The sequence below is a fragment of the Actinokineospora terrae genome (genome assembly GCF_900111175.1).
GTDB classification, from domain to species: domain Bacteria; phylum Actinomycetota; class Actinomycetes; order Mycobacteriales; family Pseudonocardiaceae; genus Actinokineospora; species Actinokineospora terrae.
On sequence record NZ_FOGI01000005.1, the window covers coordinates 183,607 to 206,390 of the forward strand.

Consider the following 22,784-nt stretch of genomic DNA (forward strand, 5'->3'; position numbering starts at 1 on the left):
CCGATGTCGCGTGGTGCGCCGGTTCGGCGGCGATCGGGTTCCGGCCGGGTGCGAGGGGGTATGGGGTGGCTGACGTCAGGACGCTGTCGTGGGTGCGTGCCGTGCCCGCGCGCACCGGTGCGGTGTCGACGTTCGCCGTGCCGTCGCGCGGTGGTTCGGTAGTTTCTCCCAGTCCCGCCCGTCGAGACGAAGAGGTGTCCTCCCGGTGAGCACGCTGCAGTTCAAGCGTTCGCCCCGCCTAGCCGCGCCGAGGCAGCCGGGTGGTGAGGTCCACCTCGAGCCGCCGCCCGAGGTGCCGAGGGTGATCCCGGGCAACATCATGATGAAGATCCTGCCCGGGGTCATGATCGTGGCGTCGATCGGCATGATGGCGTTCATGTTCGTCGTCGGTGGGCGGAACCCGACGTCGTTGCTGTTCGGCGGGATGTTCCTGATGTCGACCGTGGGCATGATGGCGGGCGGCATGGGCGGGCGCGGGGGCGGCCAGAAGAAGGCCGAGATGAACGAGGACCGCAAGGACTACCTGCGCTACCTCGGCCAGATGCGCGACCGGGCCCGCGAGGCCGCGCTGGACCAGCGCTCGTCGCTGGAGTGGACCCACCCGGACCCGCAGGCGCTGTGGTCGATCGCGACCAGCAGGCGCATGTGGGAGCGCCGCCAGGCCGATTCGGACTTCTGCCACCTGCGCGTCGGCCGCGGTTCGCAGCGGCTGGCGACCCGGCTGGTGCCGCCGCAGACCGGGCCGGTCGACGAGTTGGAGCCGATCGCCACGCTGGCGCTGCGCCGGTTCGTGCGCGCCCACTCGATCGTCCCGGACCTGCCCATCCAGGTCGCCGTGCGCGGGTTCGCCGCGGTCGGCCTCACCGGCGACAAGGCGCTCACCCGCGGCCTGACCCGCGCGCTGCTGGCCCAGCTGGTCACCTTCCACACCCCCGACGACGTGCTCATCGCCGTGGTCACCTCGGGCAAGGCCAAGGCGGAGTGGGAGTGGGCCAAGTGGCTCCCGCACGCCCAGCACCCGACCCTGCTCGACGGCATCGGCCAGCTGCGGATGATGGCAGGCTCGCTGGCGCAGATCGAGGCCTGGCTCGACGAGGAGCTGCGCGACCGGCAGCGGTTCACCCGCAACGCCCCGCCGCAGCCGGACCAGCCGCACGTGGTGATCGTCATCGACGACGGCGAGGTCACCCGCGAGGAGCAGATCATCCTGGAGGAGGGGCTGGTCGGCGTCACGCTGATCGACCTGTCCGAGTGCCTCGGCAACCTCACCGCCCGCCGCGGCCTGCGCCTGGTCGTCGAGGAGGACCGGCTCGGCGCCCGCAGCGCGTCCGGCGTCGAGTGGTTCGCCAGCCCGGACACGCTCAGCGTCGCCGAGGCGGAGGCGTTGGCGCGCAAGCTGTCCCCGTACCGGCTCTCGGCGACCGCGGCCGACTCCGGTGACGAGGAGCCGCTGCTGTCGAACCCGACGCTGCTGGAGCTGCTCGGCATCCCCGGCGACCCGATGACCTTCGACGTGCAGCAGGCGTGGCGGCCCCGGCCGGTCCGCGACCGCTACCGGGTGCCCTTCGGCGTCGGCGAGTTCGGCCAGGCCGTCGAGCTCGACATCAAGGAAGCGGCGATGGAGGGCATGGGCCCGCACGGCCTGTGCATCGGCGCCACCGGGTCCGGCAAGTCCGAGTTCCTGCGCACGCTGGTGCTCGGCATGCTCGCCACGCACTCCTCGACCACGCTCAACTTCATCCTGGTCGACTTCAAGGGCGGCGCGACCTTCCTCGGCCTCGACTCCGCCCCGCACGTCGCCGCGACGATCACCAACCTGCAGGGCGACCTCACGCTGGTCGACCGGATGAAGGACGCGCTTGCCGGGGAGATGAACCGGCGCCAGGAGGCGTTGAAGAACGGCGGCAACTTCAAGAACGTCTGGGAGTACGAGAAAGCGCGCGAGAACGGCGCCGACCTCGACCCGCTGCCCGCGCTGTTCATCGTGGTCGACGAGTTCTCCGAGCTGCTCTCGGCCAAGCCGGACTTCATCGACCTGTTCGTCGCGATCGGACGGCTGGGTCGGTCGCTGCAGATGCACATGCTGCTCGCGTCGCAGCGGTTGGAAGAGGGCAAGCTGCGCGGTCTCGACTCGCACCTGTCCTACCGGATCGGTCTGAAGACGTTCTCCGCCGCGGAGTCCCGCGCCGCGATCGGCGTGCCGGACGCCTTCGAGCTGCCGTCGATCCCCGGCTCCGGGTACCTGAAGTTCGACACCAGCACCATGGTGCGGTTCAAGGCCGCGTACGTGTCCGGCCCGTACCGCCCCGCCGGGATGCAGGCCGCAGGCCCGGTCGCCGCGGTCACCGGCGACCGGCGCGCGAAGCTGTTCGTGCCGGACTACGTGGAGATCCCCAAGGAGCCGGAGAAGCCGCTCGAACCGGTCCGCGAGGAGAAGAAGCCCGAGGGCGGCCAAGAGGCCAGCGAGCTGGACGTGATCGTCAACCGGCTGGTGGGGCAGGGGCCGAACGCGCACGAGGTGTGGCTGCCGCCGCTCAACGAGCCGAACTCGCTCGACACCCTGTTCCCGCCGCTGCAGCCCACCGAGGACCGGGGGCTCTCGCCGGTCGGGTTCTACGGCAACGGCAGGCTCCAGGTGCCGCTCGGCATCATCGACAAGCCGTTCGAGCAGCGCCGCGACCTGCTGTGGGCCGACTTCTCCGGCGCGGCCGGGCACGCCGCGATCGCCGGTGGCCCGCAGTCGGGCAAGTCGATGATGCTGCGCACGCTGGTCATGTCGATGGCGTTGACGCACACCGCGGAAGAGGTCCAGTTCTACTGCCTCGACCTCGGCGGCGGCACCCTCGGCTCGATCGAGGGCCTGCCGCACGTCGGTGGTGTCGCGGGCCGCATCGACCCGGACAAGGCGCGCCGGATGGTCGCCGAGGTCACCGGGCTGGTTGCCGAGCGCGAGCAGCGCTTCCGCGACCTGGGCATCGACTCGATGACCGACTTCCGCAACCGCAAGCGCCGCGGCGAGATCAAGGAAGACCCGTTCGGCGACGTGTTCCTGATCGTGGACGGCTGGCTGAACTTCCGCCAGGAGTTCGAGGCGCTGGAGATGCAGGTCGTCAACCTCGCCGCGCAGGGCCTGTCCTTCGGCATCCACGTGATCGTCGCGGCGAACCGGTGGGCGGAGATCCGGCCCGCGCTCAAGGACCTGCTCGGCACCCGGTTCGAACTGCGCCTCGGCGACCCGTCCGAGTCCGATGTGGACCGCCGGGTGGCGGTGAACATCCCGGCAGGCCGCCCCGGCCGCGGCCTGTCCCGCGACAAGCTGCACTTCCTCACCGGCCTGCCGCGCATCGACGGGTCGAGCAACCCCGAGGACGTCGCCGGTGGCGTGCAGGACGCGGTCGCCAAGATCAAGTCCGCCTGGCGCGGGCGCGGCGCCCCCAAGGTGCGGCTGCTGCCCGAGGTGCTGCCCTACGACGAGCTCATCGCCCAGGACCCGCGCCGCGACAGCAAGCTCGTGCCCATCGGCGTCGACGAGAACGACCTGGCCCCGGTGTACCTCGACCTGGAGTCCGAGCCGCACTTCATCGCCTTCGCCGACGGCGAGTCCGGCAAGACGAACCTGCTGCGCACCATCGTGCGCGGCATCATGGACCGCTACACGCCCAAGGAAGCGGTCATCATCCTGGTCGACTACCGGCGCACCATGCTCGGTTTCGTCAACACCGAGCACCTGCTCGGCTACGCCGTCTCCTCCAACCAACTCGGCGACATGATCAAGGACGTCCGCGGCTCGATGCTCAAGCGCCTCCCCGGCCCGGACGTCACCCAGGAGCAGTTGAAGAACCGCTCCTGGTGGAAGGGCCCCGACCTCTTCGTCATCGTCGACGACTACGACCTCGTCGCCACCCAGGGCAACAACCCCCTCCAGCCCATCGCCGAGTTCCTCCCCCAAGCCAAGGACGTCGGCCTCCACGTCATCACCGCCCGCCGCACCGGCGGCGCCTCCCGCGCCATGTTCGACCCGGTCCTCGGCAAACTCCGCGAAATCGCCAGCCCCGGCGTAGTGATGAGCGGCAGCAAAGACGAAGGCGCCCTCCTAGGCACCGTCAAACCCTCCGCCCTTCCCCCCGGCCGAGGCACCCTGGTCAGCCGCAAAGTAGGCCAATCCCTAATGCACATCGCCTGGATCCAACCCGAGTAACCCCCCGGTTGGCGGCCCCTTCGCCGCCACCCCCACCCACCCAGGCACCCAACAACGTTGGCCCCCACCCGGCCTTCACGATCGTTGGCCCCAACGCGCCCCTCGCAGGCGATAGTCCCCAACGTGCCCCTCTACGACGTTGGCCAACCACCCGGCCCTCGCAGACGTTGGCCGACCACGCGCCCCGAACAACGTTGGCCCACCACGCGCTCCTCGGAGTCGCTGGTGCCAAGTCGGCTCGATGGGGTGGACTTGTTTGTGTGGGGGACGGCACCCGTAGCGTCGTTCACGTGGCAGGGCCTGCTTGTGGGCCCCTGCTTTGTGGTTCTGCCCGGGTGTCGTAGGGGCCCGCGCAAACAAGTTCGCCGCATCGAGCAAAGCTCGAAACTCGCGCCCAGGCCAATGCCGAAGGCGAGCCGTTGATCGTCGACGCCGCAAGCGAGCACGAGAGCCGCCCCTGTGGATAACCCCACCCGCCCCACCCCCCACCAACCACGTAGGGTGACCTCCGACATACCGCCAGATTCGGTGGCAGCCGCTGCCAGGGAAGGTGGCACCGGTGCTGCGAGTCGCGGTGGACTTTGGGACGTCCAGTACCTGTGTGGCGATCTCCTTCCAGGGCCGCGAGCCCCAGGTGGTCGTGGTCGATGGTCAACCACTCCTCTCCTCCGCTGTCTACGCAGGCACCGACGGCACTCTCTTCGTCGGCCAGGAAGCCGAGCGCCAAGCCGCACTGGACCCGTCCAGGTTCGAGCCGCACCCCAAGCGGCGCGTCGACGAAGCCGAGCTTCTCCTCGGTGATCGAGTCATTCCGGTCGTGCAGGTCTTTCGGGCTGTTCTAGGTCGGGCGGTGGCCGAGGCGCGGCGGGTGGCCGGTGGGGTGCCGGTTGATCAATTGGTGCTCACCCACCCGGCGGATTGGGGTGGAGTGCGCACGCAGGTCCTCCGGCAGGCCGCCGCCGGATTGGGCAACAGGATCCTGCTCGTGCCCGAACCCGTGGCCGCCGCGGTATTCCACTCGGCGAGTTTTCCCGGGCCCGGGCGGATTCTCGCCGTGCTCGACCTCGGTGGTGGGACGGTTGATGTCAGCGTTGTTCGGACGGAGCCGAATACGACGCTGTTCACCGTGTTGGCCACCAAGGGAAATCCGTCCTTCGGCGGCGCGGACATCGACCAGTCGTTGCTGGAGCACCTGGGTCGGGTGGCGGGCCACCCCGAGGAGTGGGACTCGCTCATGCGGGGCCGCGACCTGCTCGACCGGCGGCGCAGACGGGTGCTCCAGCAGGATGTGCGTGGCGCCAAGGAAACCCTGTCGCGGCACCCTTACACCGACGTCCCCCTGCCGTCGCCCTTCCCGGACGCGCACATCACGCGCGACGACCTGGAGCGGTTGATCGCCGAGCCGATCGGGGCCGCCGTCGACCTCACGCTCGCGGCGGTGCGGGACGCGGGCATCACGCCCGCGCAGCTCTCCGGGATCTTCCTCGTCGGCGGGTCGAGCCGGATCCCGTTGGTGGCGCGGTTGGTCGCCGAGCGGACCGGTGTGGTGCCGGTGACCCTCGACCAGCCGGAGACCGTCGTCGCGCGCGGTGCGTTGCGAGCGGTCGCACCCGACGTCACGCACACCGGCCTGCTCACCGGCCCGCAACCGCTCTCCGGCCTGCACAGCACAGGTCAGCACAGCACGGGCCAGCACAGCACGAGCCACCAGAACACCGGCCCCCAACCGATCTTCCCGCCAGCCAACTTCCCCGCCACGCCAACGAAACCGCGCCGCAAGACCGGCCTCTACACCGGCATCGGGCTGCTCCTGCTCGCCCTCGTCGGCGGCGGGATCGGGCTCCGGGTCGCGCTGGACCAGGACGACCCGGCCGCCACCACGATCGACCGCTACGACTACACCTTCGCCCTGCCCGACGGGTGGACGCAGACCGGCGGCAGTCCCGGCATCATGCGCACCGAGATCAAGCCGACCGGTGCCGAGCAGGGCAACGACCTCGTGCTGGTGCAGGAACGCGAACTGGCCTTCGACAGCGGCACCGACCAGCAGCGGGCGCTGGAGCGGCTGCGCGAGGACTACGCCAAACGCGCGCCGGACGTGTCAGAGTACGAAGAGGGCGCCAGCTTCGGCGGGCGGACCGTCGTGCACTACCGGGAGCAGTTGACCAAGCAGGGCGCTACCGTCGACTGGTACGTGATCCTGGAGGGCAAGTACCAGGTGAGCATCGGCTGCCAGTACACCGAGGCCGGGCGGGTCCCGGTGCGGCAGGCTTGCGAGACAGTGGTTCGCTCCACCGTCGTGCGGCGGGGGAAGTGAGCCGGGACCAGGGAGGCGCGCGGTGAACGACGGGTTCGGCGAGCAGGTGGCCAGGTTCCGCGCCGAGGTGGCCTCCGCGATCACCCAGGCGCGGCGGGCCTCGGCGGAGGCGCGGGAGACCAGCGCCGCGTTCCGGCGCGACACCCAGCGGCTGGCGGCGAAGGCGGCCACCGCGCCGCCGCCGGAGCAGCAGCGGCCCGCGCCGCCGCCCCCGGACGACGACGACTTCTCCCAGGACCAGATCCTGCTGCACGGCGGCTGACCTGCGGCGATCGTTCACACCTGTGAACTGCCCCTGCCGTTGTCCCGCGCGCCGCACCGGTCGTGACCTGCGGGTTCCCGGAAACACCGTTAACGGGAGCAACGACCTGCGGGGAACCTGCACCGAGGGGGAACCAAACCTGGCAGGGTCTTCGTCGTAAGCGGCGTACGAACGAAGAAGGCGTACGACCCAACCACAAGCCAGGGGGTTTCTCCCAATGTCCGGTTACGGAATCACGCCAGAAGAGATGGCCAAGGCCGCCGTCGACGTCGACAACGTCAACGAGGAGAGCCAGAACTCCCTCAAGAGCCTCGGCTCCGCGCTCCAGCCGCTGCACGACAACTGGTCTGGTAACGCCGCTCGCGCCTTCGCCACGCTGATGCAGCGCTACAACGACGACGCCAACAAGCTGCACACCGCCCTCGAGGCGATCTCGCAGCAGCTCAAGGAGAGCAACGCGGCCTACGTCCGCCAGGAAGAGGAGTCCTCCTCCTCGCTCTCGAACATCACCAGCGTCCTCGGCGGCTGAGTCCTTTCTCTTCCGCGGTAGTGCTTTCCGGCCCACCCCGTACTTGTTAGACGACTTCAGGGAGAAACCCCATGTCCGGCGACATCATCAAGGTCAATTTCGCGGAGGTCGCGAACGCGTCGCAGTCGCTCGCGTCGACCTCCAGCCAGCTGGAGACCCTGCTCGGCGACCTCAAGCAGCGCCTCGCCCCCCTGGCCGCCGGGTACACCGGTGCCGCCTCCGAGGCCTGGAACGCCAAGCAGGCCGAGTGGGACAAGGCCTACGACGAGCTCAAGCAGGTCCTGTCCTCGATCGCGGTCGCGGTGCAGCAGTCCGGTGAGAACTACGAGGCCACCGAGCGCGCGAACGCCAACCGCTGGGGCTGAGCCGTCCCGTTCTCCGCTCGTACCCACAAGGCCCGGGGCTTGTACCCCCGGGCCTTGTCGTGTGTCCGGTGTCCGAATCCCATCGCACCGGCACCGCCGCCCCGTCCGCTGCCAAGCCTGCAACGATGCCGGGCGGGGACGAGGGGGTGGGTGGCGGGGGAGAGTTGCACCGTGGCGCAGACCACACTGGGGTGGGTGAAGGGAGGGCGGTTTTGACCCTCCAACGGGCACCCGGTAATCTCTTACGTTGTTGTGCGGCGCGGGGCGTAAAGCTCGGCTTGTTCAGTGCGAGTCGAGCCGCGTTGCGCGCTTCTGGGCGACCCGTTCGCCCAGGGGTGATGCCCGCACAGGCACCCATGACGCATGTTGACGATGAGGTAGACCCGTGCCCACGTACAGCCCTAAGCCCGGCGAGGTCGACCGAGCCTGGCACGTGATCGACGCCGAGGACGTGGTGCTCGGTCGTCTCGCCACGCACGTCGCGACGCTCCTTCGCGGCAAGCACAAGCCCACTTACGCCCCCCACGTGGACACCGGCGACTTCGTCGTCATCGTCAACGCTGAGAAGGTTGTCCTCACCGGCAACAAGCGGGACCAGGCGTTCGCCTACCGGCACAGCGGCTACCCCGGCGGTCTGCGCAAGCGGTCCTTCGGCGAGCTGCTCGACACCCGCCCCGACCGGCTGCTCGAGAAGGTCGTCAAGGGCATGCTCCCCAAGAACAAGCTCGGCCGCGCCCAGGGCAAGAAGCTCAAGGTCTACGCAGGCCCCGAGCACCCGCACGTTGCCCAGCAGCCCACGCCGTTCGAGATTGCGAAGGTCGCCAAGTGAGTGAGGACGCCGTGACCCCCGAGGCCGTCGACACCGACGCCGCCGTCGAGGACACCGCCCCCGTCGAGACCGACGAGGCCCCGGCCGTTGACGAGGCCGCGGCCGCCGATGAGGCGCCCGCCGCCGACGAGGCCCCGGTCGCCGACGAGGCGGCCGCGGTCGCCGAGTTCGACGCGCTCGACGACGAGGCCGACGCCGACCAGGCCCCGGCCCTGCCGCACCTGACCTCGGAGACCGCGCAGACGGTCGGCCGCCGCAAGGAGGCCGTCGTCCGCGTCCGGATCACCCCGGGCAGCGGCAAGTTCCAGCTCAACGGCAAGTCGCTGGAGGAGTACTTCCCGAACAAGGTCCACCAGCAGCTCATCCGCGAGCCGCTCGTGGTCGTCGAGAAGCCCGAGTCCTTCGACATCCGCGCGAACCTGCACGGCGGCGGCATCACCGGCCAGGCCGGTGCGCTGCGGCTGGCGATCGCCCGCGCGCTCATCGAGCTCGACTCCGAGGACCGCCCGGTCCTGAAGAAGGCAGGCTTCCTCACCCGTGACCCGCGGGCCAAGGAGCGCAAGAAGTACGGCCTGAAGAAGGCCCGCAAGGCGCCGCAGTACAGCAAGCGCTGATCTTCGGCGGCAGCACCGGCACCACCCAGCGGGAGCAGCACGTTCGCGACACGAACAGGCTGCTCCCGCTGTGCTTTTCCCCGGGTCCGCGCGACCCGGGGTTGTGCTTTCCCCGGATCCGCCCGCCCCGCGGATCCGGGCTCTCCCCTGAGCTGTGCTGTCCCGGACCCGGCCCAGGACCTACCCTGCCTCCCAGCCCGTCCCCACACGCGGAGGATCCCGTCCATGGCTCGACTCTTCGGCACCGACGGCGTGCGCGGTCTCGCCAACTCCGAGCTCACCCCGGAACTGGCGCTGTCCGTCGCCGCCGCGGCGGCCCGGGTGCTGACCACCCACGACGGCGCGCACCGCCCGGTGGCCGTGGTCGGCCGCGACCCGAGGGCCAGCGGCGAGATGCTGCAGGCGGCGGTCGCCGCCGGACTCGCCTCGGCCGGGGTCGACGTGATGCAGGTGGGCGTGCTGCCCACCCCCGCGGTGGCGTTCCTGGTCGGTGACCTGGGCGCCGACCTGGGCGTGATGATCTCCGCGTCGCACAACCCGATGCCCGACAACGGCATCAAGTTCTTCGCCGCCGGTGGTCAGAAGCTGCCCGACACCGTCGAGGACGAGATCGAGGCCGCGCTCACCGCGCCGGTCGAGCGCCCCACCGGCGCGGGCGTCGGTCGGATCTACGACATCGCCGACGCCCACGACCGCTACGTCGCGCACCTGCTCGCCGCCACCCCGAACCGGCTCGACGGGCTCAAGGTCGTCGTCGACTGCGCCAACGGGGCCGCGTGGGCCGCCGCGCCGCAGGCCTACCGGGAGGCGGGCGCCGAGGTCATCGCGATCCACGCCCTGCCAGACGGCGAGAACATCAACGACGGCTGCGGCTCCACCCACCTCGACGACCTGCGCGCCGCCGTGGTCGCCGAGGGCGCCGACCTGGGCATCGCGCACGACGGCGACGCCGACCGCTGCCTGGCCGTGGACGCCACCGGCGCCGACATCGACGGCGACCAGATCATGGTCGTGCTGGCGCTGGCCATGCGCGAGGCCGGTGAGCTGGTCGACGACAGCTTCGTGGTCACCGTGATGAGCAACCTCGGCCTGCACGTGGCCATGCGCGACGCTGGCGTGAAGCTGCGCACCACCGCTGTCGGCGACCGGTACGTGCTGGAGGAGCTGCGCGCCACCGGGCTGGCCCTGGGCGGCGAGCAGTCCGGCCACGTGCTCATCCCCTCGCACGCCACCACCGGTGACGGCCTGCTCACCGCGATGCGGCTGATGGCCAGGGTCGCCGCCACCGGCCGCTCGCTGGCCGAGCTGGCCGGGGTGATGACCAGGATGCCGCAGGTGCTGATCAACGTCCGGGTCACCGACAAGGCGACCGTCGCGGCGTCCCCGCTGGTCAGCACGGCCGTCGCGGCCGTGGAGGCCGAGCTCGGCGACACCGGCCGGGTGCTGCTGCGGCCCTCGGGCACCGAGCAGCTGGTCCGGGTGATGGTCGAGGCGCCCAGCGAGGAAGCCGCGCGGACCGCCGCCGACCGCCTCGCCGCCGTCGTCGCCGACGTGCGCTGACCCCGCCGCCGGTGTGCCGTGCCCCACGTTCCCCGCGGGCGCCCGGCTCACACGTGGGCTGAGTCCTAACCCCTCGGCGCGGGCCGTCGTTACGATGCCCGCGCCGAGAGGGGGCCGCAGTGAGCATGGGGTTGTCCGAGTTCCTGATCGTGGTCCTGGTCGGCCTCGTCCTGCTCACCGTGGTGGTGGTCGCCAGGACCGCCGAGAAGCAGCGCCGCGAGCGCGAGCTGAGGGCCAGGGAAGAGCTGGACCGGCTCGCGCCGCCCGACGACCCCCGCTGAGCAACTCACGCGGAGTGAATGCAGTGATTCCTGGGTCGATGCACAGCTGGGCTCGGTAGGTTCTTCTTTGCGTAAGTGACGGCACCGCAGGTCAGCGGCTCGCGTCCAACGCAGGACCACATCGAGGGGCAGGAAGTCAGGGGGGCGCGGTGGCGCTGGACGAGACCATGAAGATGGACCACGAGGTGGTGCGGTCCGCGGGTCTGGACATGGCCGACCTGGCCGTCTCGCTGCAGGAGGTGCAGCGGTACGCCACGGGGGACGGGCTCAAGGCCGAGCACTTCGGCGGGACCGCGGACGGTGCGGCCGCGTTCACCGCCTTCAACGGCATCGTCCAGCAGCTCGCGGGCTCGGTCGGCAAGGCCCAGCAGTACTGCGTCGAGGCGGCCAAGCGGCTCACCGACTCCGCCAAGGCCACCGACAACACCGACGTCGACAACGCGTGGGGCATCACCGCGGCCGGGGGTGCGTGAGGGTGGCCGAGCAGTTCAGCCACGAGGTGCAGGCCGCCCTGCAAACCCCGTCCGATGTGCACACCGAGGACCACTCCGCGGCCATGCTGGCCAAGTTGGACGACTTCCTCAAGGTCATGGGCCGCGACTTCCTCGGGTTCCTCTACGAGAAGTGGCGCAACCACCCGGCCTGCCTGCCCGGCAACCGCAGCAAGTGGTCGTCGCAGCCCGCCTGCGGGGACGGCTGGCAGGAGAAGACCGACTCCTCCGGCGGCCTCTACAAACTGAAGATCATCAACTGGGGTTACCTGTGGGGCGCCCGGGGCAGGCTCGACAACCTGGCCAAGGCCGCTGGCGCGCTCGACGGCGCCGCGGGGGCGGTCACCACCAAGCTGCAGGGCGCGTGGAGCAGCAAGGCCGGTGAGGCCGCCGCCGGGCGGATCAACGACCTGCGCGCCGCGTCGGTGGACTACCAGTCGCTGCTGACCCAGCTGCGCGACCACGTGGACGGCGCCCGCTCGGCGACCCGCACCGTGGTGGAGAAGCTCGCCGGGTTCGCCGACTCCTCGGACGTCGGCGGCAAGCCCATGGTCGACCGGTACGGCAAGTACGCCATCGGCGGGCCGTTCGACATGTTCCCGCGCGACCAGTACGAGACCTACATCGACGAGATGGGCCGCATCCTCGAGAGCGGGGTGTGGGAGTCCGGGTTCTCCGCGAAGGAGGAGGCGACCTTCCTCAGCGGCTTCGGCCAGGGCCTGCTCAACCTGTCCGTCGTGCCGGTGACCGCCGACTCGCTGCACCAGCCGGGGCAGGTGCGGCTGACCGATGGCGACAACCGGTGGTCCGACCAGATCTGCCGCGAGCTCAACGACTTCTGCGAGTGCTACTTCCTGACCGTGGGCAACCTGCGCCGCCGGATCGAGGAGACCATCAAGGCCGTCGAGTCCGCGTGGGACGAGCTGAACTCGGCCACCATCACCATGACCGCGGACCCGTTCGGCAAGCTCAGCCTCGCGGGCGCGTCCCAGCCGCCGCCGCAGGAGAAGAAGCCGGACGCCAAGCCGGTCGAGCAGCAGCCGGTGCAGCAGCCGACGCAGACCGGCGGCGGTCCCGGTCCTGGTCAGACCGGTGGTGGCCCGCCCCCGCCCGCCGCGCACGAACCGCCCGCGATGCCGCAGCCGACCGATCCCGCCGCGGCCGTCCCGGAGACCCCGCAGGTCCCCCAGGTCCCGCCGACCGGGGCGCCGGAGACGGTGACGATCACCGAGGGGGACCGGTCGATCAGCGTGCAGAGCCCGGACGGGCAGGGCAGGGTCAGCGTCACGGTCGACGACGGGACCGGCAAGCCCAAGACCTACGAGCTCGACTTCGGACAGTCCACACCGGGCGCGCTCGACCCGCTGACCGGGAAGCCGGTGCTCGACCCTGGGACCGGGCAGGCCGGGGTTGATCCGGCGACGGGGCGGCCGGTGGTGGACTCGGTGACCGGGCAGCCCGGGGTCGATCCGGTGACCGGGCGGCCGGTGCCGGGCCAGGACGGTGTGCAGCACGTGCAGGCGGGGCCGGACGGGAAGGCCGTGATCCACGACGGCGACCTGACCATCACCGCCGAGCGGTCCGCCACCGACCCGGACACGGTAAAGATCACCGTGGACGACGGCGACGGCGAGCCGGTCACGTACACGGTCGACTACCAGGACCCAGCGGCGCCCACGGTGGGCCAGCCCGAGGTCAAGCCGACCGCAAGCGCTTTCGTCGGTGATCTCGGCGAGCTGGCCCAGCCGGGCGCGCCGGAGCCCCAGGCCGCCGCGGCCGCCGCGCCGGGCCAGCAGGGTTACCCGGCCGAGCCGCAGGTCCAGTCGGGGTATGCAGCTGAGCCGCAGGGGTATGCAGCTGAGCCGCAGGGGTATGCCGCTGAGCCGCTGGCCGCCGCGTACGACGGTGGTGGGGCGCAGTCGACGTACGCGGCCAGTGACCAGTCCGGGGCGTGGGGCGCGGCGGGCAGCGTGTTCGACGACCGCGCCGACGCGGGCCAGGGCGAGATGTCCAGCGCCAGCGGCGACACCCAGGCGTCCGGCTCGGGTGAGGCCGGGTTGGCGACCGCCCAGCCGGGCTCCGGTGACCACGCGGGCGGCCAGGCCGGGTCCGGTCTCGGCGGCATGCCGATGGGCGCCATGGGCGGCGGTGGCGGCGGCAGCGGGTCCGGCGACTCGGAGCGCGCCGGGTCCCAGTGGCGCACCAGCGGCCAGCTCTTCGACGACGACCACGCCACGGCCGAGTCCAGGATCAGCAGCGCGATCGACGGGGGCAGGTGAGGCATGACGCCGGAGACCAGGCAGGTGCTGGCCCGCTACGAGGACATCACCGCGCAGTACACCGCGAGGGTCAACGAGATCGGCGAGGAGTTCGCCGCCGAACTCGCGAGCCACGACGCCGAGGTGGCCGAGCAGAAGCGGCTGGCCGCCGAGCAGCAGCCCTCGATCGACGCCGCGCACGAGGCGGCCAAGGAGGAGTTCGCCCGCGCCCAGGCGGCCGCGGCCGAGGAGAAGCCGACCGCCTGGACCCGCGAGTCCCGCCCGACCGTGCTCAGCTTCAACACCGACGAGGACCACCCCGCCCCGCCACCCCCGGCCGCCCCCGCGCCGCCGTCCCTGCCCGCGGTGGTCGTCCCCGAGGACCGCCCGGCCGCGTGGCCCCGCGACCAACGCCCCTCCGTCCTCTCCTTCGAGGTCGACCCCTTCGACGACCCCGCACCCCCCACCCCACCCCGCCGCCCGTCCCCCGCCGACGACCAGGACGACGACTGGTCCGGCCGCAGCTGGGTGCGCTGAGGTGACCCTCCGCCTCGACCAGCAAGCAGTCACCGCCCTCGCCACCGAGGCCACCACCCTCCACACCGCGCTGACCGACATCGCCACCTACGCCAAGGCCGACCCCCTCACCCCCCGCGCCTTCGGCCCCCTCGGCACCCACGCAGCCGAGGCCTTCGCCGCCGCCCACGCCGAAATCCTCGCCGCACTGCACAAAGCCGCCCCGGAACTCGACAACACGGTCGCCGGCCTGGTGAAAGCCGCCCAACACCTCACCGAAACCGACCACGACGCCGCCGCCCGGATCACGCGGGCAGGTGAGCGGTGATGGTGGTGCGGGAGTTGTTGGTGGAGCCGGTGGTCGAGGCTGAGGTTTCCGACTCGGTGATCGATGCAGCGTTGGCTGGGGTTCGGTGGGCGTTGTCGGGTCGGGCGGGTGGGGCGGTTTTCGAGCGGTGGCGGGTGCATCCGGCTGCGCGCGGTGGGTGGCGGCAGGACGTGTGGGGCACGCGGGATGAGCGGGTGCTCGATGATCTGCGGGGGACTGATTTCGGGGCTCTCAAAGGGGCCGCTGAGCGGTTGGCGGCGGTTGCTGCCGCGGTAGAGGTGGTGCGGGACGGGGCTGGGGGGCTGCGGGGGCGGTTGGCTGACACCTGGGGTGGGCGGGGGGCGGATTCGGCCGCGGGGCGGTTTGATGAGTTCGCGCGGCAGGCTCGGGGGTGGCAGGAGAAGGCGGTTCGGCTCGCGGCCGCGGTTGATGGGGCTCGGGTGACGGTCCGGTCGGCGGTGCGGGAGTGGGCTGAGCAGGCCGAGTCGGTGCGGGGGATTGAGGTTGATCACCTGCCGACGCGGTTGACGCAGATCGATCGGCTTGACGGGGCGGTGCGGGCGAACCCGGTGGGATTGCTGCGCACGCACGGGGCCCACGCGTTGAACGTGCCCGGTGAGGATCCGTGGTCGTCCGCCGAGGTGATCGAGTACCTCGACGGGTACTGCTCCCGTTACGAGGCCGCCATTGCCCGCTTCCGGCGCGACCTGGCCGCCGTGCACAAAGCGACCACCGACACCTGGGACCTGTTCGTCCGGTTGCTGCCCGGTGAAACGTCCACTGTGGAGCCGGTCGTCACCGCGCGCCGCGACTCGGTGGCGGTCGCGGTCGACGGCAAGCAGTACGTGATCGACGGCCTCCACCACCAACAACCGCCCACGCCAACACAACCGCCTGCGCCCACCCAAGCGCCCGCACAAGCCCAGCCACCCACACCCGCGCCCGCCCAACAACCAGCCCACCCAGAGCCCGCCACCGCCAGCCCAGTCTCAAGTGGACATACCGCCGCCGAACCAGGCCCCGGCACGGTGACCGGCGCCGAAACCCCACCCCCAACCGCGGACCCCCAACGCCAAGCCCCCACCCCCCAGGCCAGCACCCCGACAGGCGGCGCACCAGGCGGGATGATGGGTGGCATGGGCGGCGGTGGTGGTGGAGGCGGTGGCGACACCGAGCGCAAGTCGAGCCAGTGGCGCCTGGTCGGCAGCCTGTTCGAGGACGACAACCCGGCCACGCGCTTCGACGGCATCATCGGCGAGGACCCGGCCAACCGCGCGAGGGGCTGACCGTGCTCGACGACACCGATCCGGCCGTCCGCGCCATCCGAGCGCCGTTCCAGCAGCTCAGTGCCGCCCTCGCCGACGAGTTGGCCCGCTCCCGCGCCACCTACGAGCAGGACTTGGCCACTCCGGAGCAACGCCCCCGCAAGCGCCGTTCACACCTGGAAGACCCCACCGACACCGGCGTCTTCACCGTCAGCTGGATGACCAACCGCGGCTAGAGCGTCGGCACAGTCTCGTAAGTCAGCGGCGCGGCCTTGACCGGCTCCGACAGCAGCGGCAGGTACGTCTGGTCCCCCGCCAGGTGCACGAGGAAGAACGCCGTCAGCAGCGCCCGGCTGACCCGGTGCGTCGCGTGCTCGGCCTTCCCGTGCACGAGCAGCCCGCTCCAGTGCCGCCCCTCCGCGAACCCGAGGTGCGACGCCTTGGGCAACTCCCGCAGCTGGGTCGGCCCGCCCCACGCCTGCGCGATCAGCTCGCCGTGCGACCGGGGCGGCGCGACCAGGTCGTTGCCGCCCACCACGTGCAGCGACGGCATCGAACACCGCTGGGCCGCGTCGGTGGCGAACGGCTTCGTCTGCGCCGGGGCGAGCGTGGCGACGGCCTTGACCCGGTCGTCGTCCGCGGCCGCGAGCACCGCCGCGCCCGCGCCCGTCGAGTGACCGGCCAGCCCGAGCTTGCCCGGGTCGACGCTGATCGCCCCGTCACCCAGGCGGACCCCGGCGCACACGTCGAGTGCCGTGCGCAGGTCGGCGGCCAGCAGCCGGGCCGAGCCGAGCGGACCGACGTGCGTGCCGGGCGCGGCGGTGACGATGCCCCAGGACGCCAGGTGCCGGAACAGGCCCCGGTAGCGGCTCGGCGGCTGCAACCAGCCGTGGCCGAACGCCACGGCGGGCAGGCCGAGGCCGGAAGCGGGGGTGAACACCACCCCCGGCATGCCGACCAACGCCAGGTCGCCGCGCAGAACCTGGTGCGGACCCCGGCGGGCGAGCTCGTCGAGCAGGTGCTTGGCCGTGCGTGCCATGGGGCAAGCCTATCGGCCGTCGAGGTTTCCGGTCGTTACCCTGGTGCGCGTGTGCGGAATCGTGGGATATGTGGGGCACCGTCCGGCTCTCGACGTGGTGCTCGCCGGGCTGCGACGGCTCGAGTACCGGGGGTACGACTCGGCGGGGGTCGCGGTCCTCGTCGGCGACGGCCTCGCCGTCGAGCGCAAGGCGGGCAGGCTGGCCAACCTCGAGGCCAGGCTGGACGAGGTGGGCCGGGACGGGTTCGCGGGCACCGCGGGCATGGGGCACACCCGGTGGGCCACCCACGGCGCCCCGGTGGACCGCAACTCCCACCCGCACCGTGACGCCACCGGGCGGGTCGCGGTGGTGCACAACGGGATCATCGAGAACTTCGCCGCGCTGCGCGCCGAGCTGGAGGCGGCCGGGGTCGAGCTCTCCAGCGACACCGACTCCGAGACCGCGGCGCACCTGGTCGCCCGCGCGTACGCCGACGGCGACACCCGCGGCGACCTGCCCGCCAGCGTCCGGTCGGTCTGCCGCCGCCTGGAGGGCGCGTTCACCCTGGTCGTGACGCACGCCGACGTGCCGGACCTGATCGTCGCGGCCCGGCGCAGCTCGCCGCTGGTGGTCGGGATCGGCGAGGGCGAGACCTTCGTCGCCTCCGACGTGGCCGCGTTCATCGAGCACACCCGCCAGGCCGTCGAGCTGGGCCAGGACCAGGTGGTGCTGATCAGCCGCGACGGCTACGAGGTCGTCGACTTCCACGGCGAGCCCGCCCCCGCCAAGCCATTCACCGTTGACTGGGACCTCTCGGCCGCCGAGAAGGGCGGCCACGAGTACTTCATGCTCAAGGAAATCAGCGAACAACCGGCAGCCATCGAAAACACCCTGCGCGGACACTTCGCGGGTGGCCGGATCGTGCTCGACGAGCAGCGGCTGTCCGATCAGGACCTGCGCGACGTGGACAAGGTGTTCGTGGTGGCCTGCGGCTCGGCGTACCACTCGGGCCTGGTCGCCAAGTACGCCATCGAGCACTGGACCCGGCTGCCGGTCGAGGTCGAGCTGGCCTCGGAGTTCCGCTACCGCGACCCGGTGCTCGACCGCGACACCCTGGTCGTGGCCGTCTCCCAGTCCGGCGAGACCGCCGACACGCTGGAGGCCGTCCGGCACGCCCGCGAGCAGAAGGCCAGGGTGCTGGCGGTCTGCAACACCAACGGCGCGCAGATCCCGCGCGAGTCCGACGCCGTGCTCTACACCCACGCCGGACCGGAGATCGGGGTCGCCTCGACCAAGGCGTTCCTGGCCCAGATCGCGGCGAACTACCTGGTCGGCCTGGCCCTGGCGCAGGCGCGCGGCACCAAGTACCCCGACGAGGTGGCCCGCGAGTTCCACGAGCTCTCGGCCATGCCCGACGCCGTGCGCCGGGTGCTGGGCACCACCGCCCAGGTCCAGGCGCTCGGCCGGGAACTGGCCGACGCCAAGGCCGTGCTGTTCCTCGGCAGGCACGTCGGCTACCCGGTGGCCCTGGAGGGCGCGCTCAAGCTCAAGGAACTGGCGTACATGCACGCCGAGGGCTTCGCCGCCGGTGAGCTCAAGCACGGCCCGATCGCGCTGATCGAGCCGGGGCTGCCGGTGGTCGTGGTGATGCCGTCGCCGAAGGGCCGGGCGGTGCTGCACTCGAAGCTGGTGTCCAACATCAGCGAGATCCAGGCCCGCGGCGCGCGGACCATCGTCATCGCCGAGGAGGGCGACGACACGGTGCGGCCCTACGCCGACGAGCTGATCGAGGTCCCCGCCGTGCCCACGTTGCTGCAGCCGCTGGTCTCGACCGTGCCGTTGCAGGTGCTCGCCGCGGAGATCGCCCGGTCGCGCGGGTACGACGTGGACAAGCCGCGCAACCTGGCCAAGTCGGTCACCGTCGAATAGGAGCCGCGTTTGCTGGGCGTCTGGACCACCACCGCTGTCCGCGAGGCCGAGCGGCCCGTCCTGGCCGCGACCGCGCCAGGCGCCCTCATGCGCCGCGCCGCGCACGCCGTCGCGTTGCACGCGGCGCGGTTACTGGATCGGCGCACCGGCGGGGTTTCCGGACGTCGGGTCGTCCTGCTGGTCGGCGCGGGCGACAACGGTGGCGACGCGCTGTGGGCCGGGGCGTTCCTGCGCAGGCGCTCGGTCGGGGTGACGGCGGTGCTGCTCGCCCCGGACCGCGCGCACGCCGAGGGCTTGGCGGCGTTCAAGCGCGCGGGCGGCCGGGTCGGCACGCCGGAGGGCGTCGACTTCGCCGACCTGGTGATCGACGGCATCGTCGGCCTGTCGGCGCGGGGTCCGTTGCGGCCGGGCGCCGCCGCTGTCGTGGCCAGGGTCCGGGCGCCGGTCGTCGCGGTCGACCTCCCCAGCGGGGTCGACCCGGACACCGGCGCCGTGACCGGTCCCGCGGTGACGGCGGAGGTGACGGTGACCTTCGGCGGGCACAAGCCGGTGCACTTCCTGGCCAGTGCCCGCTGCGGGGAGGTGCACCTGGTCGACCTCGGGCTCGACCTGCCTCCGCCGAGGTTCTCCGTGCTGTCGGCCGATGATGTCGCCGCTGCCTGGCCGCTGCCCGAGTCCGGGGACGACAAGTACACGCAGGGCGTCGTGGGCGTGGCCGCCGGATCGTCGACCTACCCGGGTGCGGCGGTGCTGTCGGTGGGCGCGGCCGTGCTGGCCACGTCCGGGCTGACCAGGTACGCGGGCTCGGCGGCGGACGAGGTGCGCCGCCGGTGGCCGGAGGTCATCGCGACCGGGTCGCTCGGCGACGCGGGTCGGGTCCAGGCCTGGGTAGCCGGGCCAGGGATGGGGACGGGCAAGGCGGCGCGGGACGTGCTCGGGGATGTGCTCGGCGCGGGCGTCCCGGTGTGCGCCGACGCCGACGCGATCACGCTGCTGGCCGCCCACCCGGACCTGTGGGACGCGCGGGACCCGGACGTGCCGGTGCTGCTGACCCCGCACGACCGGGAGTTCGCCCGGATCGCGGAGCCGCACGGCATCGGACTGGGTGCCGACCGGGTCACGGCCGCGCTGGAGTTGGCGACCGCGTTGAGCGTGACCGTGCTGCTCAAGGGGCACGTCACGGTGATCGCGGACCCGAGCGGACGGGTGCTGGTGAACGCTGCCCGGTCGCACTGGCTGGCCACCGCGGGCTCCGGGGATGTCCTGTCCGGGGTGATCGGCGCGTTGCTCGCGGCGGGGCTGGATCCGTTGCTGGCAGCGGGATGTGCCGCGTTCGTGCACGTCCGGGCCGGCGAGTCGGCCGCTCGGGGGGCACCTGCCCCGGCGTCGGCGATCGTGTCGGCGTTGTCGGACGCGATCCGGTCGGTGGTGTCATGAGCCGGGCCGAGGTCGTGATCGACCTGGACGCGTTGCGGCACAACGTGTCGCTGCTGGTTGCCCGGGCCGCCGGGGCCGAGAGCATGGCCGTGGTCAAGGCCGATGGGTACGGTCATGGTGCTGTGCCGGTCGCCAAGGCGGCGTTGCAGGCGGGCGTGACCTGGCTGGGCTCGTGCTCCCTGGACGAGGCGCTTGCCTTGCGGGAAGCCGGGATCACGGCGCCGATCCTGTCCTGGTTGGATGGTCCTGACTCCGACATGGCCGCCGCTGTCGAGGCAGGCGTGGACGTTGGCGTGTCCTCTGTGGAGCAGCTGCGGCGGCTGTCCGGGGCCAGGGTCCACCTGAAGATCGATACCGGGCTGAGCCGCAACGGGTGCCCGCCGCAGCGGTGGGCGGAACTGGTGCGGGCCGCGGCGGCGTCGGACAACGAGGTGTACGCGGTCTGGTCGCACCTCGCCTGCGCCGACGACCCGGGTCACCCGTCGATCGACGAGCAGGCCAAGCGGTTCGCCGACGCGTACGAGGAAGCCGTGGCGGCCGGGCTGAACCCCAAGCGGCACCTGGCGAACTCCGCGGCGACGCTCAACCGGCCCGACCTGCACTTCGACCTCGTCCGCCTCGGCATCGCGATGTACGGGCTCAACCCGCTCGAGCAGCACGAGGACCTGCGGCCCGTGATGACCTTCCGATCCCAAGTGGCGCTGGTCAAACGGATCCGCGCCGGCGAGTCCGTCTCGTATGGACAGACGTGGACGGCCGCGCAGGACACGACGCTCGCGTTGGTCACCGCGGGCTACGCGGACGGTGTCCCCAGGTTGTTGTCCAACCGCATGGACGTGCTGCTCAACGGCGCGCGGCGGCCGATCCGGGGACGGGTGTGCATGGACCAGATAGTGGTCGACTGCGGCGACTCGGCCGTGTCCGAAGGGGACGATGTCGTGCTGTTCGGCTCGGCGGCGCGCGGTGAGCCGACCGCGACCGAGTGGGCCGAGACCATCGGGACCATCGACTACGAGATCGTCACCGGCATGTACCGACCGCGGGTGCGGCGCCGGTACCTGGGCGGATGAACCGCGCCGGGAAGGTCGCCGCGGGCGCGGGTGTGCTCGCGGCCGCCGCTGCCGCTGTCGTCGTCGGGGTGCGCAAGCGGTCCCCGAACGAGGACCCGTACCTCGAAGAGCCGTTGGGGGAGTTGAAGCCGACCCGCAGCGGCTCGGTCGTGGCCGCGGACGGCGTCGTGCTGTCGTACGAGGAAGTCGACCCGGCTGACGGCGGCGCGCCGGACGTGACCGCGGTGCTGGTGCACGGGTTCGCGATGAGCAGGCTCGCCTGGCACTTCCAGCGCCGCGACCTCGCCGAACTGGTCGACCCGAGGGTGCGGCTGGTGCTCTACGACCACCGCAGCCACGGCCGCTCCGGCCGCGCGGACGCCGCATCCAGCACCATCGACCAGCTCGCCGACGACCTCGACGAGGTGCTGCGCGCGGTCGTGCCGGACGGGCCGATCGTCCTCATCGGACACTCGATGGGCGGCATGGTGGTGATGGCGCTCGCCGAACGCGACCCGGACCTGTTCGCCGAACGGGTCAACGGCGTCGCGCTCATCGGCACCTCGGCAGGCGAGGTCGGCCGCAGCGGACTGCCCAGGCCGCTGCTGTCCAAGTACAACCCGCTGACCAGGGTCCTCGGCCGGGTCGCGGAGTGGCAGCCCGCCGCGGTCGAGCTCATCCGCACCGCGGGCGGCGGCATCACCCGGCAGGCGGCCCGCGCGATCGGCTTCGGCCCCGGCAACACCAGCCCCCGGCTGGTCGACTTCGCGGTGCGGCTGCTCGACGTCACCCCGGTGCGGGTGCTCGCCGACTTCGTCGACACCCTGGGCAGCCACAACCGCTACGCCGCGCTCGCCGGGCTCAAGCACTGCCCGGTCCTGGTGCTCAGCGGCGACCACGACTGGATGACCCCGTTCGCGCACGCCGAGCGGATCGCCGCCGAACTGCCCGACGCCACCCTGGTGCGGGTCCCCGGCGCCGGGCACCTGGTGATTCTGGAGCAGGCGGACCTGGTCGACGAGCACCTGGCTACGCTGCTGCGCGAGAGCCACCAGGGAGGGACCCGTGACCAACACTGAGACGGTGGCGCTGCCCACCCCGCAGGACACCCACGCGTTCGGGCAAGCGCTCGGCGGCGTGCTGCGCCCCGGTGACCTGGTGCTGCTCGCCGGACCGCTGGGGGCGGGCAAGACCGCGCTCGCCCAGGGCATCGGCGCGGGGTTGGGCGTCGGCGGGCGGGTCAGCAGCCCGACGTTCATCATCGCCCGCGAGCACAAGGCGGGCAGCCGCGGCATCCCGATGGTGCACGTCGACGCCTACCGGCTCGGCGGGTCGCTCGACGAGCTCGACGACCTCGACCTCGACACCGAACTGGTCTCCTCCGCGGTGGTGGTGGAGTGGGGCGAGGGCAGCGCGGACCGGCTCTCCGGCGACCACCTGCTGATCCGGCTGGACCGGCAGGTCGACGACTCCCGGGTGGCCACCGTCGAACGGTACGGTGCCTGGGTCGACCGACCGATCAGCTGAGCCCCCGGCG

The 22,784-nt window shown here is 71.8% G+C and carries 21 protein-coding genes; 20 read left to right on the plus strand and 1 reads right to left on the minus strand.

Going from position 1 to position 22,784, the window contains the following annotated elements:
• Positions 1-205: 205 nt before the first annotated feature.
• The 15 genes from eccCa to BMY07_RS12435 all read left to right on the plus strand — a co-directional run bounded on the left by eccCa (position 206) and on the right by BMY07_RS12435 (position 16,049).
• On the plus strand, positions 206-4,198 hold the full coding sequence (eccCa, locus tag BMY07_RS12370) for a type VII secretion protein EccCa (RefSeq protein WP_092777724.1): 3,993 nt from the start codon (positions 206-208) through the stop codon (positions 4,196-4,198).
• 559 nt (positions 4,199-4,757) lie between these two features.
• A complete protein-coding gene (locus BMY07_RS12375; protein ID WP_092777726.1) occupies positions 4,758-6,515 on the plus strand; it encodes a type VII secretion-associated protein in 1,758 nt (585 codons plus the stop codon).
• 22 nt (positions 6,516-6,537) lie between these two features.
• The gene (locus BMY07_RS12380) at positions 6,538-6,777 is read left to right on the plus strand and encodes a hypothetical protein (protein WP_092777728.1); all 240 of its coding nucleotides are present in this window, start codon (positions 6,538-6,540) and stop codon (positions 6,775-6,777) included.
• A gap of 217 nt (positions 6,778-6,994) precedes the next feature.
• Positions 6,995-7,306: a WXG100 family type VII secretion target gene (locus BMY07_RS12385; RefSeq protein WP_092777730.1), complete on the plus strand. Its 312-nt coding sequence runs from the start codon at positions 6,995-6,997 to the stop codon at positions 7,304-7,306.
• A 71-nt stretch (positions 7,307-7,377) separates the two neighbouring features.
• Positions 7,378-7,671, plus strand: coding sequence for a WXG100 family type VII secretion target (locus tag BMY07_RS12390; protein ID WP_092777732.1), 294 nt, complete (start codon positions 7,378-7,380; stop codon positions 7,669-7,671).
• 385 nt (positions 7,672-8,056) lie between these two features.
• Positions 8,057-8,500 (plus strand): 50S ribosomal protein L13, encoded by a 444-nt coding sequence (gene rplM, locus BMY07_RS12395; protein WP_092777734.1) that lies wholly within the window; start codon positions 8,057-8,059, stop codon positions 8,498-8,500.
• Complete coding sequence (gene rpsI / locus BMY07_RS35335; RefSeq protein ID WP_092777736.1) at positions 8,497-9,114, plus strand: 30S ribosomal protein S9; 618 nt, start codon at positions 8,497-8,499, stop codon at positions 9,112-9,114. Before rplM ends, rpsI begins: the two co-directional genes overlap by 4 nt.
• Positions 9,115-9,339: 225 nt before the next feature.
• On the plus strand, positions 9,340-10,674 hold the full coding sequence (gene glmM, locus BMY07_RS12405) for a phosphoglucosamine mutase (RefSeq protein WP_092777738.1): 1,335 nt from the start codon (positions 9,340-9,342) through the stop codon (positions 10,672-10,674).
• 119 nt (positions 10,675-10,793) lie between these two features.
• Complete coding sequence (locus BMY07_RS34290; RefSeq protein WP_177215552.1) at positions 10,794-10,955, plus strand: hypothetical protein; 162 nt, start codon at positions 10,794-10,796, stop codon at positions 10,953-10,955.
• A gap of 149 nt (positions 10,956-11,104) precedes the next feature.
• Entirely contained in the window at positions 11,105-11,428 is a 324-nt protein-coding gene (locus tag BMY07_RS12410; protein WP_092777740.1) for a hypothetical protein, read from the plus strand.
• 2 nt (positions 11,429-11,430) lie between these two features.
• Complete coding sequence (locus tag BMY07_RS12415) at positions 11,431-13,725, plus strand: hypothetical protein (RefSeq protein WP_092777742.1); 2,295 nt, start codon at positions 11,431-11,433, stop codon at positions 13,723-13,725.
• Between the two features lie 3 nt (positions 13,726-13,728).
• Positions 13,729-14,241 carry a hypothetical protein gene (locus tag BMY07_RS12420; RefSeq protein ID WP_092777744.1) on the plus strand — a complete coding sequence of 171 codons (513 nt, stop codon included), beginning with the start codon at positions 13,729-13,731 and terminating at the stop codon, positions 14,239-14,241.
• Between the two features lies 1 nt (position 14,242).
• Positions 14,243-14,548, plus strand: a complete 306-nt coding sequence (locus BMY07_RS12425) for a hypothetical protein (RefSeq protein ID WP_092777746.1) — start codon at positions 14,243-14,245, stop codon at positions 14,546-14,548.
• A gap of 440 nt (positions 14,549-14,988) precedes the next feature.
• A complete protein-coding gene (locus BMY07_RS12430) occupies positions 14,989-15,834 on the plus strand; it encodes a hypothetical protein (RefSeq protein WP_143073453.1) in 846 nt (281 codons plus the stop codon).
• A gap of 2 nt (positions 15,835-15,836) precedes the next feature.
• Positions 15,837-16,049, plus strand: a complete 213-nt coding sequence (locus BMY07_RS12435; protein WP_092777750.1) for a hypothetical protein — start codon at positions 15,837-15,839, stop codon at positions 16,047-16,049.
• Here the strand turns inward: BMY07_RS12435 and BMY07_RS12440 are convergent.
• Positions 16,046-16,852 carry a dienelactone hydrolase family protein gene (locus BMY07_RS12440; protein WP_092777752.1) on the minus strand — a complete coding sequence of 269 codons (807 nt, stop codon included), beginning with the start codon at positions 16,850-16,852 and terminating at the stop codon, positions 16,046-16,048. The genes BMY07_RS12435 and BMY07_RS12440 overlap by 4 nt on opposite strands.
• A gap of 49 nt (positions 16,853-16,901) precedes the next feature.
• Here BMY07_RS12440 and glmS point away from each other — a divergent pair, with 49 nt between their 5' ends.
• From glmS to tsaE, 5 genes are read left to right on the plus strand one after another with little or no spacing between them, the layout of a single operon-like run.
• Positions 16,902-18,761: a glutamine--fructose-6-phosphate transaminase (isomerizing) gene (glmS, locus tag BMY07_RS12445; protein WP_092778315.1), complete on the plus strand. Its 1,860-nt coding sequence runs from the start codon at positions 16,902-16,904 to the stop codon at positions 18,759-18,761.
• Between the two features lie 9 nt (positions 18,762-18,770).
• Positions 18,771-20,198, plus strand: a complete 1,428-nt coding sequence (locus BMY07_RS12450) for an NAD(P)H-hydrate dehydratase (protein ID WP_092777753.1) — start codon at positions 18,771-18,773, stop codon at positions 20,196-20,198.
• Positions 20,195-21,268, plus strand: coding sequence for an alanine racemase (gene alr / locus BMY07_RS12455; RefSeq protein ID WP_092777755.1), 1,074 nt, complete (start codon positions 20,195-20,197; stop codon positions 21,266-21,268). The genes BMY07_RS12450 and alr overlap by 4 nt, the downstream gene beginning before the upstream one ends.
• Positions 21,265-22,326 (plus strand): alpha/beta fold hydrolase, encoded by a 1,062-nt coding sequence (locus BMY07_RS12460; RefSeq protein WP_092777757.1) that lies wholly within the window; start codon positions 21,265-21,267, stop codon positions 22,324-22,326. The genes alr and BMY07_RS12460 overlap by 4 nt, the downstream gene beginning before the upstream one ends.
• Positions 22,313-22,774 carry a tRNA (adenosine(37)-N6)-threonylcarbamoyltransferase complex ATPase subunit type 1 TsaE gene (gene tsaE, locus BMY07_RS12465; RefSeq protein WP_092777759.1) on the plus strand — a complete coding sequence of 154 codons (462 nt, stop codon included), beginning with the start codon at positions 22,313-22,315 and terminating at the stop codon, positions 22,772-22,774. The genes BMY07_RS12460 and tsaE overlap by 14 nt, the downstream gene beginning before the upstream one ends.
• The last annotated feature ends 10 nt before the right edge of the window (positions 22,775-22,784 follow it).

What these genes read in the sequence shown, in the direction of transcription:
- BMY07_RS12385 (WP_092777730.1), top strand. Translation starts at nt 6,995, where the DNA reads ATGTCCGGTTACGGAATCACGCCAGAAGAGATGGCCAAGGCCGCCGTC.
- BMY07_RS12390 (WP_092777732.1), top strand. Translation starts at nt 7,378, where the DNA reads ATGTCCGGCGACATCATCAAGGTCAATTTCGCGGAGGTCGCGAACGCG.
- glmM (WP_092777738.1), top strand. Translation starts at nt 9,340, where the DNA reads ATGGCTCGACTCTTCGGCACCGACGGCGTGCGCGGTCTCGCCAACTCC.
- BMY07_RS12420 (WP_092777744.1), top strand. Translation starts at nt 13,729, where the DNA reads ATGACGCCGGAGACCAGGCAGGTGCTGGCCCGCTACGAGGACATCACC.
- BMY07_RS12440 (WP_092777752.1), bottom strand. Translation starts at nt 16,852, where the DNA reads ATGGCACGCACGGCCAAGCACCTGCTCGACGAGCTCGCCCGCCGGGGT.
- alr (WP_092777755.1), top strand. Translation starts at nt 20,195, where the DNA reads ATGAGCCGGGCCGAGGTCGTGATCGACCTGGACGCGTTGCGGCACAAC.
- BMY07_RS12460 (WP_092777757.1), top strand. Translation starts at nt 21,265, where the DNA reads ATGAACCGCGCCGGGAAGGTCGCCGCGGGCGCGGGTGTGCTCGCGGCC.